The organism is Nostoc sp. UIC 10630 (assembly GCF_010747425.1).
Taxonomy (GTDB): domain Bacteria; phylum Cyanobacteriota; class Cyanobacteriia; order Cyanobacteriales; family Nostocaceae; genus Nostoc.
In genome coordinates this window covers 1-16905 of sequence record NZ_JAAGOG010000067.1, presented here as the reverse complement: position 1 = coordinate 16905, position 16905 = coordinate 1, and the positions used below count along the sequence as shown (strand labels likewise).

The following is a 16905-nucleotide window of genomic DNA, read 5'->3' as shown; positions in this document are numbered from 1 at the left end:
CCCCAGTCCCTAGTCCCTAGTCCCTAGTCCCTACACTGGTGACAATACCTTGATCTTGTCTTCTAAAGAGTTCATCAAGGACTGGAAGGGCTGGATGAACTTGTCAATACCTTCAACTAACAGTTCATCCATTACGGTATCGAGATCGATGTTGATGTCGGGATCTTTGAGGTTTTCGATCAGCGTGTAAGCATTATTTACGTCTGTTTCTAAGCGATCGCTCACGTTACAATGATCGGCACAAGCTTTAATGGTCGCTGGTGGTACGGTGTTAACGGTATCATGGCCTACCAACTCTTCGATATACATCACGTCGTTGTAGTTGGGGTCTTTGGTGCTGGTACTAGCCCAAAGTAACCGTTGTACTGTGGCCCCTTTTGCTGCCAACTCTTGCCAACGCTCGCTTCTAATGATTTTCTTGTATTCTTGGTAAGCTAGCTTGGCGTTTGCGATCGCTACTTTTCCTTTCACAGCTTTTAGCTTTGCTTCCACGGCAATATCATCAACGCCTTTTTTCAACTTAGCATCTATTTTGGCATCAATGTTGCTATCGATCCGGCTGAGGAAGAAGCTAGCGACTGAAGCAATTCTACTGATGTCTTTACCTTCAGCCAGCCGTTTTTCTAAGCCCCGAATATATGCCCAAGCTGTGTTTACGTAGCTTTCTACAGAAAATAGCAACGTAATATTAACATTCATTCCCTCGGCTATTACTTGCTCTACTGCTGGCAAACCAGGTTCTGTACCGGGAATTTTAATCATCAGATTTTCCCGACCAATTTCTTGGAAATAGCGCCGAGCTTCGCTTATTGTTGCTTCCGTATCATGGGCGATGGTTGGCGGTACTTCGATACTCACATAACCATCTAGTCTATTCGAGGCTTCATAAACAGGGCGTAAAATATCACAAGCGTTACGGATATCTGCAAAAACTAGGGATTCGTAAATTTTGTCTATCGGTAAGCCAGCGCGAATTCCGGCTTCTATATCAGCATCATAAATGGCATTGCCTGCGATCGCTTTTTCAAAGATAGCTGGGTTGGAAGTAATCCCAGATATACCTTGATTTTCAACCAGGTCTTTGAGTTCACCTGATTGAATAATGTCACGGGTCAAATTATCCATCCAGATACTTTGACCGTATTGCTTAATTTCTAGTAGATGATTGGTAGACATAGCTAGTTTATTTCACTCCTGTATAGTGATGTTTCTAAGTGAAGTTGGTAAAACGCATTGATACTTACTTTTGAATTGTGGCGTTGCCAATCACTTATCGCATCGGCCAGCTGAGATAATCCTTAATTGATCTTCAAAAAGCGCTATTTTGCATCCCCAATCCTAAATCACCATGATTAACGTTTAATTAATGGCAGATGAGAGTACAGCACGGCGGAAATAAACACCCTTATAAAATGTCTGAAACCCTTACGTAACAGTAATTACGAATTACGAATTGTCTTCTAGTGTCCGTTTTGAATAAAAGACTCTACCTTTGCGACATCTTCTTTGCTGCCAATAATTAGAGGTGTGCGCTGATGCAGTTTTTTTGGCACTACATCCAAGATGTTTACCAATCCTGTCGTAGCACGGCCGCCTGCTTGCTCAATCAAAAAGGCGAGAGGAGCGGTTTCATAAAGCAAGCGCAATTTCCCTTCTGGGTTTTGAATTGTGCCTGGGTAGAGGAACACGCCGCCTTGAACCAAAATTCTGTGGATGTCGCTCACCATTGCGCCGCTATAACGAGCGCTGTAGCCTTCTGTGCGATGAACGTACCGGATATATTCTCGAATCGATTCTTCCCACTGCCAGAAGTTACCCTCATTCACGCTATAAACGGAACCGTGGTTAGGAATCCGAATATTCTCTTCTGTGAGAATAAATTCTCCTAAGCTGGGATCGAGAACAAAGGAATGAACGCCTTTACCTATAGTATAAACCAGCATCGTGCAGGGTCCATACAGGATGTATCCGGCAGCAAGTTGCTTCCGTCCGTTGGCGAGGAGGTCAGTTGCCTTACCATCGCTATCAGTTCCTTCTTGTTGGCGAATGGCGAAAATAGAACCCAAGCTGAGATTATTATCTGTGTTGGATGAGCCATCAATTGGGTCATACAACAGGGTATAGCGACCAATGGGGCAATTTTCGGGGATATAGTAGGGATTTTCCATTTCCTCAGAAGCGAGGCGACAGACTAAGCCGCTTTGCTTAAACACTGAGATAAATACATCATTGGCGTAGACATCCATCTTTTTGACGGATTCTCCTTGGACATTAACTTCCCCGGTAAAACCGAGAACGCCTTCCATTAAACCAGCGCGACTCATGCGGCGAGCAACCAGTTTACCTGCTAAAGCGATGCGATTCATCAGCGCACTTAAATCTTGTGCATCTGGCGAAAAACTCTGAAGTTGCTGGAGGACGTGACGGGATAAGGTTGTACAATCACGATCTAAAGCTCTATCTGTAATTTCATTGATAGATGATTCTAAGGATTCTGGCGTTTTAGCCATTTTTATGTTCTCCGCAGCCACTAGCTGTTAATTGGGTTTTAGTCGTGTGTGGCAACTTATGGTTGCTGCTTCTATCTTAGAAAGGTAATTTGAGAACTTAGATGCGACTTTAGATAAACTAAAGAAATGAGTTTTCAGTGACTCCTGTACTCAAAGCTTAGATACGTAGTAAGTAGTCTAAAATACGACCAAATTTTCTCAGTAGCTTTGTTGATGATTTGGGCTAGCGATGCCTAAGCTTATCATTCTAAAAAGTTCCGATTTTAATTGGAGTCGCAACTAAAGAGAGATTTTGATGCGCTGTTCAACTCTTTTTACCCACTAAACCAGAATCAAAGTGGATAAAGTTCTAACTCCTCAATCAAATTCGATCCTTTATTCATTACTTTGCCCCTAGTGACGCTTTCTGTAAGACTACTTCTTATTAGAGGAAATTCTAAAATAGAGGTTTAGTTTTCGCTATTAGCAGCGCATGGGTGTAACGCAACTAGGATTTCGTGGAGCGGAATTAATTATGACTGCTTTAACTTTACAATTACCTCCTAATCTCAAATTTACGGATGAGGAATTTGAACAGATTGTTGCTGTGAATAAAGAGTTGCGTTTGGAATTAACTGCTGAAGGAGAATTGGTAATCATGTCACCCACTGGAGGAGAAACAGGAAACCGTAATTTTGATTTGTTAGGTCAACTATGGTTTTGGAACAGTCAAAATAATTTAGGAAAGGCTTTTGATTCTTCTACTGGTTTTAAACTTTCCAATGGCGCAACTCGTTCTCCTGATGCTTCTTGGATAAAGATGGAACGCTGGGATGCTCTCACACCACAACAAAGAAAAAAATATCTCCCCTTGTGCCCAGACTTTGCAATAGAATTGGTTTCTGAAACTGATGATGTCGAGGACACTCAAGCCAAGATGGAGGAATACTTAGCAAATGGTTTACAACTTGGTTGGTTAATTAATCCCAAAGATAAACAAGTAATCATTTATCGCCCTCATCAAGCACCAGAAGCTTTACAATGTCCTACAAGTTTATCTGGCGAAGATGTTCTCCCTGGTTTTATTTTAAATTTACAGCCAATTTTTGTGTAGATGAATCGTTATTTTGATTGTTAATGCAAGTCCTAGAAATAAAATCCCCTCTCCCACACTTACCTGATAGGAGAGAGCTGTAGGTTGAGAGGGGATAACTAAGAGTAATTACTAGTTCTCTGAAGTTTCCTGAGAGAACTTTTTATGGATGGTTTTGGTGGATTCTCCATCAGCCGCTACTGTTATGAGATAGTCCATTAAACCATCTGAAAAGGGAAGACGCAGGTGGAAAGTACCATCGGGTTTGATTTTGATGGGATGTCCAGCAATGTTTACGCTTGTATTTGGTTGGGTTGCTCCGTGAATAATTAACTCAGCATCTGCTACAAACCAAAAATCTTCGTGGGAACGACTGAAAACGCGAACATTAGGTGAACGGGCGATGAGTAACCAACAATCGCCATCAGCTATATAACCAATTTCAACCATATAATCGCGATCGCTCACGGGAATGGCCACAAAGCGATCGCGGGCTACTTCTTCACATTCATACTGCTGTACAAGCTGGGGACTTTGATAACTCAAGTCAATCCCAGTTACATCGTAAAGCCGCACTACCAATTGAGAACCGCCCTGTTGTTGCAGCGCTTTGTTCTGAGTCTGGGAAATGTGCCAAGAGACATAAGCCCATTTAGGAGTGCGGGGTGTGAGCAGTATGTTGCTTTCTTCTTCATTGTTCTTTTCTTCTACGTTTACCAAGTTAATAGCTGTTTCGCTTGGTAACGCTCCATTTTCAACGGTGGAATCTGTAGGAACAGGACTGAAAACACGAGCGATCGCAGAACGGGCAATAAATAACCAGCGATGGCCATCAGCGACATAGCCAATTTCAGCTATGTAATCGCGATCGCTGATGGGAATTTCCACAAAGCGATCTTTTGCAGTCTCTTCACATTCATATTGCTGGACAAACTGAGGATGTTGATAACTCAAGTCAATCCCAGTTGCATCATATAACCGCACTACCAATTTAGAGCCGCCCTGTTCACGTAGTGCTGCTTTCTTGGTTTCGGATATCTCCCAAGAGACATCAGCCCATTGGTAAGTGCGAGGTGTGAGGACAAGACTGCTCTCTTCTTCAACATCTACCAAGTGAATATCTGTTTCATCCGCAATCGCCACATCATCAACGATGGGATCTGGATATACAGAACTGGAGAAATGAACAACTGCTGAACGGGCAATGAATAACCAGCGTTCGCCATCAGCGAGATAACCAATTTCAGCTATATAATCGCGATCGCTGGCGGGAACATCCGCCAGTCCGTCGTTTACTGTCTCTTCAGATTCATACTGCTTGACAAGCTGAGGAATTTGATAGCTCAAGTCAATCCCAGTCACATCATAGAGCCGCACTATAAATTGAGAGCCGCCCTGTTGACGTAGTGCTGCTTTCTTGGTTTCGGAAACTTTCCAAGAGACATGAGCCGATGTAGAAGTATGTGGTGTAAGCACAATACTGCTCTCTTCTTCAACATCTCCGAAGTGAATATCTGTTTGATCCGCAATCGCCACATCATCAATGATCGGATCTGGATGCACAGGACTGAAGAAACGAACAACTGCTGAACGAGCAATGAATAACCAACGTTCACCATCAGCAAGATAACCAATTTCAGCTATATAATCGCGATCGCTGGCGGGAATCTCTACTAAGCGATCGTGTGCTGTCTCCTCAGATTCATACTGCTGGACAAGCTGGGGACTTTGATAACTCAAGTCAATGCCAGTTGTATCATAGAGCCGCACTACCAATTGCGAACCGCCTTGTTGACGCAGTGCTGCTTTCTTGGTTTCAGAAATTTCCCAAGAGACATTAGCTGATGTAGAAGTATGCGGTGTGAGCAAAATACTGCTCTCATCTTCTGCATCTCCCAAGTGGATATCTGTTTCGGCTGCGATTGGCACATTGTCAATCGTAGTATCAGTTTCTCCTGGGGTATCCGATCCCAGATTAATCGCCCAGGCTCCAATCCCTGCGCCTGCTGCTAAAGCCGCAACGTCTGCAAAATCTATGGAGTCATTCTCAGCAGCACCCTCGCTAACAGTTGTCTCTGTTTGAGTTTCGTCTACCACCTCGATCGGAGGTTCGGCTGCATCTGCTACCACATTGAATACATCTACATCTGGCAATTCTGGCAAATTGAGCAGTGGAGATGGTGGTAACGGTGAAGGTTCCACTTCGTCAGAGTCTGGTAAGGGGAATTCATCTGTATCTTCAGTTGAGGTGATACTCTGTAGCCAGTTCAATTCTGCTTGAAGTTCCTCATCTATCTCATCTTCAGAAATTTCTGTGTCCCAATATTCCAAACCAGATGTTACTTCTGGCACATCTGGTAATTCTGGCAGTGGGGCTGTTACCTCAGATGAAGGCAGTTCTACATCAGAAGATATTTCTTCGGGAAGATTGCCCAAGTGAGGATATGGAGTATTTACTACAGCTGCTGGGGCTTCTATATCCCATGCAACCTCATCAGAATCGGGTGTATTTGTCTCAGTATAATTATTTAGCTCGACCGTCTCATCAATGGCGTTTGTTTCTGTTTCTTTGTTGTTAAAGGCAGACCAGGTAGCTGCTCCAATGCCTGTTGCTAAAGCCGCACCACCAGTTAAAGCTGCGGCTCCCGCTCCATTAGTTAGAGTAGAAGTTGTGCCTTCATAGAGGTTAGAATTTCCATTACTTGCCTCGTGAGTACCATTCTCAGCCAATTCAGATTGTGTTTGAGCATAGATATTGAAAGGAGTGCGATCGGGGGTTTCTTGCTCTTGGAATTGTGAAACTGGCTGTTCTTCAAGCATCGCTCCGTTAATGGAGGCAGCTGTGCTGGCATTAAGTACTGCTGTTTCTCCATCTTCTGGATCGGGTGGATGAGGATTTGATTCGGGTAAGTTGTCTGTTTTATCATCGGATGATGGGTTTTTTCCGAGAGTCCACCAGGCCAACGCTGCAATTACACTAACAAAAAACAAAGGTAGCAGTACCCAAAACGGTACTTCTTTGTTGACAATTGGGCTTTTTTGTGCAGTAGTGGCAGGAGCGACAAAAGGCTGTTCGGCAAATGCAGAAGCAGTAGCATTAGGGGAAGCTGTCGCAGCAGGTGTCGTTTGGACAGTGGGAGAAGGCGTGACAATAGGTTGTGATACGTTGGTTGCGATCGCAGTTGCTTCAGCTGTTCTTGCTTGTTCTATAGCCTGCTGTCCTGCGGGTGCAAGGGTAAAGCCAAGAAAATCTACTACGCTTAAGCTGGGATTTTTTTTGTAAACGTAAACTAAAGGTTGCGAGAAGGGATATTTTGCATCATCTGGTAAGGCTTGATGTAATTGCAGAACTCTCACATTTTGCAGCTTCGACACCTGATTAGCTAACACATAGCTGATGCCATCTTTACCCAGTTGTTTGATGATTTCTGCGGTATTATCCTCACTTAGTTGGGTAGCACTAGACCCTGTAGCAAATTCAGCAGTCTTGAAGGCTGGATAAGTGCGAAAAGTATTGCGAGTCTCACTTGTGTTCGGGTGGTCGATTAACCGAATTTTCCCTGGAGGCGCTCCTAATTGTGACCAATTTGTAATTTGTCCCCGGAAAATCCGAGCAAATTGCCTACTAGTCAAGCTTCCTTTGAAAGGATTATCTGCGCTGACCACGATCGCAATCTTCTCACGGCGCAAGCGGACTTGCTCTAGTCCTTGAGCTTTTTCTGCTGGTGTCAACCCCCGTCCCATTGCTACGATGTCGATTTTGCCATCTAGCAAATCTTTCAGTGCTGTATCAGTGCCATTAGCGGCAACTTCAACCTTAGTACCCGAAAACTGTTTTTCAAAATTCTCTTTTAGACTTTGGTTGATTGCACCCAAACTATTTGAACCATCAATCCGAATTGTCGTTCCATTCTGCACTGTTTGCGGCAGTGTAAAAGAAGGAGACTCAGGTTTAGATTGCGCCAGTATAGGTTCTGATACCAGCAAACCTGCTGCCATAGGAGTTGTAGCTAAAGCAACCCATAGTATCAGCCTGATTATCGAAGTATCTTTTTTTTCTTGTTGCCACATAAGCCCCTTAATTAAAGTAAAAAATAGAAAGCCTACCAGTCTTAACCCACAATCTTGTTAAAGTTTATGGAGGAGACGCGCTAATTATACATCTGAGTTCTCTTTACTTCTAAGTTCCTTCAGCGCACTTATATTGATTTATACTTGGAATGAGATTATATAGCATGATAATTTATACTCTCATTGCCAGAGTCTGTTTACTATAAAATGTTCTAATTTATATTGCAACTTATACCAAGTTGGTAGCTTATGGCCACAATTATGAATTATTGAATTACTAAAACTGGTAAAGTGTAGCAAATTCAATATTATTTAACAATATTATTTTCAGTCATACTGAGTACTGAGTATCTTAATTGAGTACTTATTGTTCAGCACTCAGAGGAATCTACTATATTTTTGAGATAACAATGACAATCTGGCTTATCAATCAGCGACTCCACCAAAGCATTTAGGGCAGTAGCAGCTAAAGCGCCACCTCCCAAAGTTCCTGCAACTGTAATAAAAGGTATCCCTTGTTGCATCAGTTGTCGCTTGGCTGCCGGAGCATGACTAAAACCAATGGGCATTCCAATTACTAATGCTGGCTGAATTTTTTGATTGCTAATCGCGTCACAAACTTCTACAAGGACTGAAGGAGCATAACCAACCACCAGCACGCAACCTGGATTTACTTGCAGCAATTTTGATCGCCATTCTCGATGTTGCCAAAAAGCTGCTTCTGCTTCTGTGGCGGTGGTAATGTGGGGATTATCAATTAAGGTTTCAGTGCAGCATCCCAAGTGAAGTAATCGGGTTTGATCTAAAGCAGCCGCAACCGTTTGGGTATCAACAACGATTTGACAGCTTGAAGATAAGGCTTCTCGGCTAGCTGCGATCGCATCTCGGCTTAATTTCACAAAGGATACTAAACTCACATCGCCACAAGCCAAAACCAACTGAGAAATTAAGTGTTGTTCAATTTCCGAACGGTGAGATAAATCTGGTAATAAGCGTTGTAGCGATTCGGAAAAAGCTTCTGAATGGGTATGAATTTCGGCATCCAAGCCACTCCAGAGATTTTCCAATCCCCCCAATCCGGCTTGGGTTTCGACATCAAGTAACTTGAGTTGTGCCAAAACTTCCGCCTGGATAATTTGACAATGGCGATCGCGCCCCAATAATCCTTCTAATGCTGATGCAGTTTGCCGCAATTGAGAAATTTGTTGCATCACCGCGCGATATTGCTGCTGAAGTTGTCCCATGAGGTTAACAGTTGTGTCAGCTTCTGGTTCCACCTCCAAAATATTGCGGATATGGTTGAGCTGAAACCCTTGCTGCTTCAGTGCTACAATCCGTTGTAGCCTAAGAACATCTGTTTTGGTATAGAGACGGTAATTGCTACGCGATCGCACTGGTTGCGGTAAAAGTCCCAATTGATGATAATGTCGCACCATCCGCGGAGTTAAACCGCCGCCAACCGCATCAGTGAGTTCTTTAATAGTTAAGCAACCAGCATTCATGATTTACTCCAACAACGGCAAAATTCTTTGTAACTCTTCACAAGCCGCCTGAAGAGATGGCGGTGCATTTTCATCTAAACTCCCTTGAGAACACTGGTTTGCTAATTGTTCAACACCGGGTTTACAAATTGCCTCATTTTTAGGGAATTTTGGATATTTGGATTTTTCTGCTTCTTCTTCTTCTACAACTTCTCCTGTTCGTAAATAATGTATCCAAGTTTCGATATTTCTTTTTGGCACAAAGATTGCTATTTTCTCATCAGGCTTCCGAAGTTCCTGTGAATTTTCTATCAGTGCATTATCTAATTCTTTCAGTGTTGCCCTTACTGTTTCAGTATCTGCATCAATCAATACTACTAGCATTCCTGAACGATAGTTTTTTCGCCGATATTCTTTAACCTCTGCTGCATAATGCTTTCTAACAAACTGCTCTCCTGCACCTTTACCTGTTGGGGAAGTCCTAATTGTGACGTTTTTTGGATTTATATTAAAGCCTCGTTTTTTCAAAAAATGGTATGCAAAAACTTGCTGTTGTAGATCCTCACACAAAATTACTATCTGTACTCTATTCTGGGTCATACAGCCAGCCTCGTGCAATCAGTTCTGAAATTGGTAATCCTGAATTTTTAGTTTCTTGATTACTGATTGGTTTTACTCGTACAGGTGCATTACTTTGACGCTCAAACCAATAACCTATAGGTGAAGCTAAAAGATAATTAATTAAGACAGGATGATGGGAGATTAGCAAAGCTTGTATTTTTCCGTCAATACAGAAATCATAAAGTTGAATTAGCCAAGGTTGAATTTCCGGCAGAGCTAAAAAACTTTCTGGCTCATCAATGCAAAGTGTATAATCTTCAGATTCAGTGCAATAGAGAATGGTGTACAGGGCAATTACCACTTTTTGACCATCGGATAATTCACTAAAACGATAATCAATAATTTTTTTCCTATCTTCATCTGTCGAAAATCGTAATTTTAGAATTCGATACTTTTCACCAAATTTTTCAAATTTAAAACTTATAAAACCATCTAATATATTTTTTAAAACGTCTATCAGATCAGCAATTTTACCCTGATCTTGCGAAATGTAGCGATACCAAGAAACAAAGTTCTCCATTCTATAAGTCAATTGTATTTCTTCATGTTCACTACCATCAACCATCAAACTAGGAATGATTTGGACAATAATAAATCGCTCAATGCGATTTCGGAACCAATTAAGCTTTGAATTTCCTGCAAAAAAAGATAGGATAGAAAATTGCGATTCATTAATAGGTGATCTGATTATTTTTTCATCTTCTTGGGATAGTTGAAATTGATTTTTCTCTACTTTCAATAAAAGTTGATTATTAAACCATAATCGTTCATATTCAATATGGCTTTTTTCTTGATTATGTTTAATAGCAAATTCATATTTATAACGACCATTATTGCCAGTAATTTCTAGTTCAAAACGCTGAATTTGTAAAGTCTGCCAGCGAGTACAGTCATCAGATTTAAAAATCTCTTCTACTTTTTCGCCACCACTTATAAAAATTTGAATTTTCCGTAAAACTTCAAATACAGTTGATTTACCTGCTCCGTTACCACCAAGAAACAGGTTAATCGATTCAAAATTCATCTCAAAATTTACCAAGCCGCGAAAGTTATCAATATAAATTCGCTTTAGCATATATTTTTTCCTATTAGTGCAATTTTAAAGGTAACAGTTAAATCGTCCCATTTGCCTACATTCCGCTTTTGAAAACATTCCCAGAACACAGATAAAAATTTAACTCTGCGTACCTTTGCGCTTCCCAGCCTGCGGCAAGCCGCAAAAGCGTCTACAGCGCCCCTCTGCGTTTCAAAATCATTATAAACCTTGACATTAACATTAATGTCAAGGTTTAGCCTGAGAGAGTCCCTATTAATTCACCTCTCATGCTCTACCCCCAACGTTTTACCCAATTCACCAGAGAACACACAGATACCGTAGCAGCCCTTTTATGTGGCTTGCTACTATTCTTTGGATGGTTCGCCCTGCATCTCGGTTGGTTGGGATTGGCATTTCTGCTGCTACCTGCTGCTTACGTAATTGGTGGTTATGAAAGTGCGCGGGAAGGATTAACTACCCTTTTCAAAGAAAAGGAACTTGATGTAGATTTGCTGATGATTGTGGCGGCGATTGGTGCTGCTAGTCTCGGCTTCTGGCGAAGAGAATATCATCTAATTATTGATGGGGCAATTTTGATACTCATCTTCGCCATCAGTGGCGCACTAGAAGGCTATGCAATGGCGCGAACTGAGCGCAGTATCCGCAGTTTGATGAGCCTGACACCAGATACAGCAAGAGTTTTACTTCAGGGAAGAGAAGAAGAAATTCCTATTAGTCAGTTAAAAGTGGGTGATGAGATTGTCGTCAAACCTGGAGAGCTAATTCCTACTGATGGGATAATTTTATCTGGTTACAGTACTCTCAATCAAGCTGCAATTACAGGCGAGTCTTTACCTGTAGAAAAAACGGTGGGTGCAGAAGTATTTGCCGGCACACTTAACGGCTATGGTGCATTGCAGATTAAGGTACACAAACCAGCCCAAAGCAGCTTGATTCAGCGTGTGATTCGCTTGGTAGAACAGGCGCAGACAGAAGCACCACCTTCGCAAGAGTTTATCGATCGCTTCGAGAAGGGATATGCCAAAGTTATTGTAGTAGCCGGAGTATTACTGGCAACTTTACCGCCGTTTCTTTGGGGTTGGGACTGGGAAACAACAATTTATCGGGCGCTTACCTTCTTAGTGGTGGCTTCTCCCTGTGCGCTGATGGCTGCAATTATGCCCACGCTGCTTTCAGGAATCGCCAATGGTGCAAGACAAGGGATTTTGTTTAAGAATGGGGCGCAGTTAGAGAAAATTGGCAAAGTCCGTGCGATCGCATTTGATAAAACTGGTACTCTGACAACAGGACAGGTGCAGGTATTCCAAGTAATTGCAGCTAGTGAATACAGTCAAGAAAATGTATTAAAAGCCGCAGCTAGCGTGGAATCCTATTCAGAACATCCCATCGGTAAAGCAATTGTGCAAGCGGCTGGTGAAACAGTTCGAGTCTTCTCTGCGAGACGCTCCGCGAAGGCGGTTCCCGTCGAGTCGAAACCGTTGAACCCGAAGGGTGATTTGGATTTGGTTGGTGCAATCCAAGTGCAAGCTATACCTGGACAGGGAATTGTGGGAATTGCTCAAGAACAACAAATAATTGTAGGCAATGCTGTTTTTGTACAGCAGTATGTGACAAATTTACCTGAAGAATTGCAAGAAATGGCTCAATCTTTAGAGCAAGAAGGTAAAACTGTCGTTTGGGTAGCACAAGTAGGCAGGGGAGCAGGGGAGCAGGGGAGCAGGGGGGCAGAGGTGATGGGTGTAATTGCGATCGCAGATGAAGTAAGATCGCAAGCAGCAGCAACCATTTCTCGCTTGAAGCAACTGGGAATTGAGCAAATTGTCATGCTAACTGGAGATAATGAAAAAACTGCTCAAAGTGTCGCCAAAGCAGTAGCAATTGATCGGGTATATGCTCAACTTCTACCAGAAGATAAGCTTGATGTTATCCGCCTTTTACAGCAACAATATCAAACAGTGGCAATGGTGGGCGATGGAATTAATGATGCACCAGCTTTAGCCCAAGCATCTGTAGGTATAGCGATGGGAATATCTGGTAGTGATGTGGCATTGGAAACCGCAGATATAGTACTGATGGCAGACAAGTTAGAAAAAATTGCGGTGGCGATACATTTGGGGAGGCGATCGCAATCCATAGTCAAACAGAATATATTCGTAGCATTGGGTTTTATTGTGTTGCTCTTGATGGGCAACTTTTTAGGAAGTATTAACCTACCCATCGGCGTGATTGGGCATGAAGGCTCTACAGTATTAGTTACCCTGAGTGGTCTAAGATTGCTGAAATAAAGCACTCTTCTCTAACTGTCTAATCCGCTCCATTTGCAGAATGTTCCACTCATCTTCAGAAAAGGGTGTGCTAAACCAGGCATCTAATATTTCTTTTGCGATCGCTTCTGTAGTGGCACGTAAACTGAATACTAGGACATTCGCATGATTCCAAATACGTGCCCCACGTGCAGTTTCAGCGTCATGGCATAATGCCGCACGTATCCCTAAAACTTTGTTGGCGGCAATAGATGCACCAGTACCAGTCCAACAAAAGACAATCCCCTCATCTGCTTTTTGGGTTGCTACTGCCAAAGCAACTTTACTACAACTGAGGGGCCAATCAACTTCTAAATCATTCTCAGCTAAGGAACCGAAGGGTATAACTTCATGCCCACGCTGCTTAAGTTCTTCAAGTACCCTATCAGTAAGGTTGGTGCGTTCATCACTGCCAATAGCGATTTTCATGCATTCCCCCTTAAAATTAGTCTTCCCCATCTCTTCATACTACGATGTTTATAGGAGACAGGGAACAGGAAAAAATTAATTACAAATTAGGAATTACAAATTAATTCTCGCCTTTTGCTGAATATACAGCACTTTTACCATCCAATGAAACTGCATCTGTTTGCAGTTCTTGATGCCGATTTGGTTTGATAAAGCGCTCTGTTGTTGTCTTAATCACGATATACAAAATCGGTACTACAAACAAACTCAAGAAAGTCGCAATTAACATTCCACCAAAAACTGCTGTTCCCAAAGATTGGCGACTACCTGCACCAGCACCTGTGGAATTAGCCAATGGGAAAATTCCTAAAAGAGTAGCAAAGGCAGTCATCAAAATTGGGCGTAACCGTTCTTGTGAAGCTTCAATTACTGCTTTAGTAATCGAAAGTCCTTGCTCTCGCAATTGGTTAGCAAACTCCACAATCAAAATAGCGTTCTTACTAGCCAAACCAATCAACATTACTAGACCAATTTGACAGTAAACATCATTAGAAAAACCCCGTAACGATTGAGCTACAAGCGCTCCAAAAATAGCTAAGGGAACTGATAACAGAATGATAAAGGGGTCAACGTAGTTCTCATATTGAGCAGCTAGCACCAAAAATACAAATACCAATCCTAATCCAAAGATTATGGGTGCTAAACCACCAGAATCTATTTCTTCTAATGCAGTCCCTGACCATTCATAGCCATAACCTGCTGGTAAAACTTCTTTAGCAACTTGTTCCATTGCTTTAATTGCGTCTCCAGAACTAGAGCCAGGGGCGGCGGCACCATTAATTTCAATTGAGCGGAACAGATTGTAGTGATTGATAGTTTGCGCTCCCACCGTCGAAGTAACTGTGACTAAGTTACTTAAAGGAATCATTTGATTCTTTTGAGAACGAACGTATAGTTTACCAATATCTTTTGGATTGGAACGAAACTGCTGATCTGCCTGGAGATACACGCGATAATTGCGCTGCTGGAGATTAAAATCATTTACATATTGCGATCCCAAAGCAGTTTGTAAAGTACTGAAGACATCATCTATAGAAACTTGCAATGATTTGGCTTTATTGCGGTCTACTTCCACAAGCAATTGTGGTGTATCTGCGGCAAAGGTACTAAATACAGCTTGTAATCCAGGTGTTTGATTAGCTTTACCTAGCAACTTACCCATCGATTGCACCAAATTTTCTAAGCCACCGTTACCTCTGCGGTCTTGCAGTTGAAAGACAAAGCCGCCAAAGTTGCCTAAACCCTGAATTGCTGGGGGGTTCACAGGAAAAACTCTGGCTTCTGGGATTGCCATCAACTTCCCTTGCAAGCTACCAATAATCGCCTGTACTGATTGATCGGGTTTTGAGCGCTCATCCCATGATTTTAAAGTGGTAAATATGATGCCGCTATTGGCGGTGCTACCACTAAAACCAAATCCTCCGATCGCAAAAGTCCCCACTACTTCAGGAATTTTCAGAATTTCTTTTTCTACCTGTGCAATCACATCGCTGGTATATTGCAACGAAACCCCTTGCGGCCCTTGGATAATTGTGATGAAGTAACCTTCATCTTCATCGGGTAGAAAAGCTGTTGGTACTGTCATGTACAGCCAAGCAGTCATTCCCAAGGAGACGATAAACAACCCAATGACGATACCTTTAATGCGTGCGAGAAAGGTAAGCGATCGCTTATAACTATGCTGTACCCAGTCGAGAAAGCGATTTATCTGGCCAAAAATCCAACCCAGCCAGCCTGAAGGTCTTTGTCCTTGACGCAGCAACACTCCACACAAAGAAGGTATCAGAGTCAAAGCCAAAAAAGTCGAAATCGCAATGGAAAAGGCGATCGTCAGCGCAAATTGCCGATAAAGTGCGCCTGTGGTTCCCGGAAAGAACGCCACTGGTATAAATACTGCCATCAATACCAGTGAAGTTGCAATCACTGCTCCAAAAAGTTCCGCCATTGATTCACTAGCGGCTCGGCGAGGATTTATACCTTTATCCTGAATAAAACGGCTGATTTGCTCTACTACAATGATCGCATCATCTACCACCATCCCTGATGCTAAAGTCAGACCAAACAAAGTCAAACTATTAATTGAAAAGTTAAAAACTTTGACGAAGCCAAATATCCCAATGAAGGAAAGCGGAATAGTAATTGCGGGAATTAAGGTAGTTCGCCAGTCCTGCAAAAACACAAAAATTACAATTACAACCAGCACCACCGATTCAATCAGGCTCTTCAGCACTTCTGCCATCGACTCTTCGACAAACGATGTCGTGTCAAAAGCTACTTGATATTTCATTCCTGGGGGAAAACTTGGAGCTAATCGCGCAATTTCGGCTTTGACTCCCTTGGCTACATCCAAGGCATTACTACCAGGAACCTGATAAATCCCTAAACCGACAGCATCTTTACCACGAAATCGTAGAAATGAACTGTAGTTTTCTGCACCCAGTTCTGCTCTACCGACATCTTTGAGCTTGACTAATGTGCCATCATCTCCAGTTTTGAGGACAATTTCTTCAAATTCTGATGGTTCTGCTAATCGGCTAGCAGCACGCACATCAAGTTGATACCTTTGTCCTTCAGGAGCAGGTTCTTGTCCAATTCTCCCTGCACCAACTTGCAAGTTTTGTTCAGATAAAGCATTCGCTACATCCTGAGTTGTTAGCCCCCGATTGGCAAGGCGAGTTGGATCTAACCACAAGCGCATTGCATAGCGACGTTCACCAAAAATTTGAGCGTTGCTCACACCTTTGACTCTTTTTAAGGCATCTGCTAAGTAAAGGTCGGCATAGTTACTTAAGAATGTATTGTCATACTCTTTATTTTCAGCGAATAAACCAATCGCTAAGAGGATGTTACTAGATTCTTTCGATACTCGCACTCCCGTGCGTTGCACAGAGTCTGGTAGTTGTGGTTGGGCAACAGAAACACGATTTTGCACATCCACAGCTGCAATATCTTTATCACGCGATGAATCGAAGGTGGCTGTAATGGTACTAGTACCATCGTTACTGCTGCTGGAAGTGAGATATCTTAGTCCCTCAACCCCATTGATTTGCCTTTCTAAGATATTTGTCACTCCGCTTTCTACGACTTCTGCACTAGCTCCGCTATAGTTGGAAGTTACAGTGATTTGGGTGGGACTAATTTCTGGGAATCTTGCGATCGGTAGTGAGGGAATACTGATTAATCCTGTTAAAAGGATGATGATCGCACAGACCGATGCAAAAATTGGCCGCTTAATAAAGAAGTCAACAAACATAGTTTAAAAAATTGGGCTTTGGGTATTTGGCATTCGGTATTGGGGAATGGGGAATGGGGAATGGGGAAT

Annotated in this window: 10 protein-coding genes; 2 read left to right on the top strand and 8 right to left on the bottom strand. The window is 42.5% G+C overall.

What is annotated here, in order from left to right:
• Positions 1-30 precede the first annotated feature (30 nt).
• Entirely contained in the window at positions 31-1176 is a 1146-nt protein-coding gene (gene tal, locus G1O98_RS17150) for a transaldolase (protein WP_163929905.1), read from the bottom strand.
• Between the two features lie 284 nt (positions 1177-1460).
• Complete coding sequence (fbp, locus tag G1O98_RS17145; protein ID WP_012410369.1) at positions 1461-2510, bottom strand: class 1 fructose-bisphosphatase; 1050 nt, start codon at positions 2508-2510, stop codon at positions 1461-1463.
• A 514-nt stretch (positions 2511-3024) separates the two neighbouring features.
• Here fbp and G1O98_RS17140 point away from each other — a divergent pair.
• Positions 3025-3603, top strand: coding sequence for a Uma2 family endonuclease (locus tag G1O98_RS17140; protein WP_163929904.1), 579 nt, complete (start codon positions 3025-3027; stop codon positions 3601-3603).
• 111 nt (positions 3604-3714) lie between these two features.
• Here the strand turns inward: G1O98_RS17140 and G1O98_RS40040 are convergent, their stop codons facing one another.
• From G1O98_RS40040 to G1O98_RS17110, 4 genes are all read right to left on the bottom strand, one after another.
• The gene (locus G1O98_RS40040; protein ID WP_243458462.1) at positions 3715-7653 is read right to left on the bottom strand and encodes a DUF4912 domain-containing protein; all 3939 of its coding nucleotides are present in this window, start codon (positions 7651-7653) and stop codon (positions 3715-3717) included.
• Between the two features lie 371 nt (positions 7654-8024).
• Positions 8025-9155 carry a precorrin-8X methylmutase gene (locus G1O98_RS17120; RefSeq protein ID WP_163929903.1) on the bottom strand — a complete coding sequence of 377 codons (1131 nt, stop codon included), beginning with the start codon at positions 9153-9155 and terminating at the stop codon, positions 8025-8027.
• Between the two features lie 3 nt (positions 9156-9158).
• Positions 9159-9734 (bottom strand): hypothetical protein, encoded by a 576-nt coding sequence (locus G1O98_RS17115; protein ID WP_163929902.1) that lies wholly within the window; start codon positions 9732-9734, stop codon positions 9159-9161.
• Positions 9721-10830, bottom strand: coding sequence for an ATP-binding protein (locus G1O98_RS17110; protein ID WP_163929901.1), 1110 nt, complete (start codon positions 10828-10830; stop codon positions 9721-9723). Before G1O98_RS17110 ends, G1O98_RS17115 begins: the two co-directional genes overlap by 14 nt.
• A 248-nt stretch (positions 10831-11078) precedes the next feature.
• Between G1O98_RS17110 and G1O98_RS17105 the strand changes: the two genes are divergently transcribed.
• The gene (locus G1O98_RS17105) at positions 11079-13097 is read left to right on the top strand and encodes a heavy metal translocating P-type ATPase (RefSeq protein ID WP_163929900.1); all 2019 of its coding nucleotides are present in this window, start codon (positions 11079-11081) and stop codon (positions 13095-13097) included.
• Here the strand turns inward: G1O98_RS17105 and G1O98_RS17100 are convergent.
• Positions 13080-13544: an RpiB/LacA/LacB family sugar-phosphate isomerase gene (locus tag G1O98_RS17100; protein ID WP_163929899.1), complete on the bottom strand. Its 465-nt coding sequence runs from the start codon at positions 13542-13544 to the stop codon at positions 13080-13082. The two genes, G1O98_RS17105 and G1O98_RS17100, sit on opposite strands and share 18 nt — an antisense overlap.
• A 100-nt stretch (positions 13545-13644) precedes the next feature.
• Positions 13645-16836: an efflux RND transporter permease subunit gene (locus G1O98_RS17095; protein ID WP_163929898.1), complete on the bottom strand. Its 3192-nt coding sequence runs from the start codon at positions 16834-16836 to the stop codon at positions 13645-13647.
• Positions 16837-16905: the final 69 nt, after the last annotated feature.

Excerpts from the sequence above, each read along its gene's own strand:
- tal (WP_163929905.1), bottom strand. The coding sequence starts at position 1,176 with ATGTCTACCAATCATCTACTAGAAATTAAGCAATACGGTCAAAGTATC.
- fbp (WP_012410369.1), bottom strand. The coding sequence starts at position 2,510 with ATGGCTAAAACGCCAGAATCCTTAGAATCATCTATCAATGAAATTACA.
- G1O98_RS17140 (WP_163929904.1), top strand. The coding sequence starts at position 3,025 with ATGACTGCTTTAACTTTACAATTACCTCCTAATCTCAAATTTACGGAT.
- G1O98_RS40040 (WP_243458462.1), bottom strand. The coding sequence starts at position 7,653 with ATGTGGCAACAAGAAAAAAAAGATACTTCGATAATCAGGCTGATACTA.
- G1O98_RS17120 (WP_163929903.1), bottom strand. The coding sequence starts at position 9,155 with ATGAATGCTGGTTGCTTAACTATTAAAGAACTCACTGATGCGGTTGGC.
- G1O98_RS17115 (WP_163929902.1), bottom strand. The coding sequence starts at position 9,734 with ATGACCCAGAATAGAGTACAGATAGTAATTTTGTGTGAGGATCTACAA.
- G1O98_RS17110 (WP_163929901.1), bottom strand. The coding sequence starts at position 10,830 with ATGCTAAAGCGAATTTATATTGATAACTTTCGCGGCTTGGTAAATTTT.
- G1O98_RS17105 (WP_163929900.1), top strand. The coding sequence starts at position 11,079 with ATGCTCTACCCCCAACGTTTTACCCAATTCACCAGAGAACACACAGAT.
- G1O98_RS17100 (WP_163929899.1), bottom strand. The coding sequence starts at position 13,544 with ATGAAAATCGCTATTGGCAGTGATGAACGCACCAACCTTACTGATAGG.
- G1O98_RS17095 (WP_163929898.1), bottom strand. The coding sequence starts at position 16,836 with ATGTTTGTTGACTTCTTTATTAAGCGGCCAATTTTTGCATCGGTCTGT.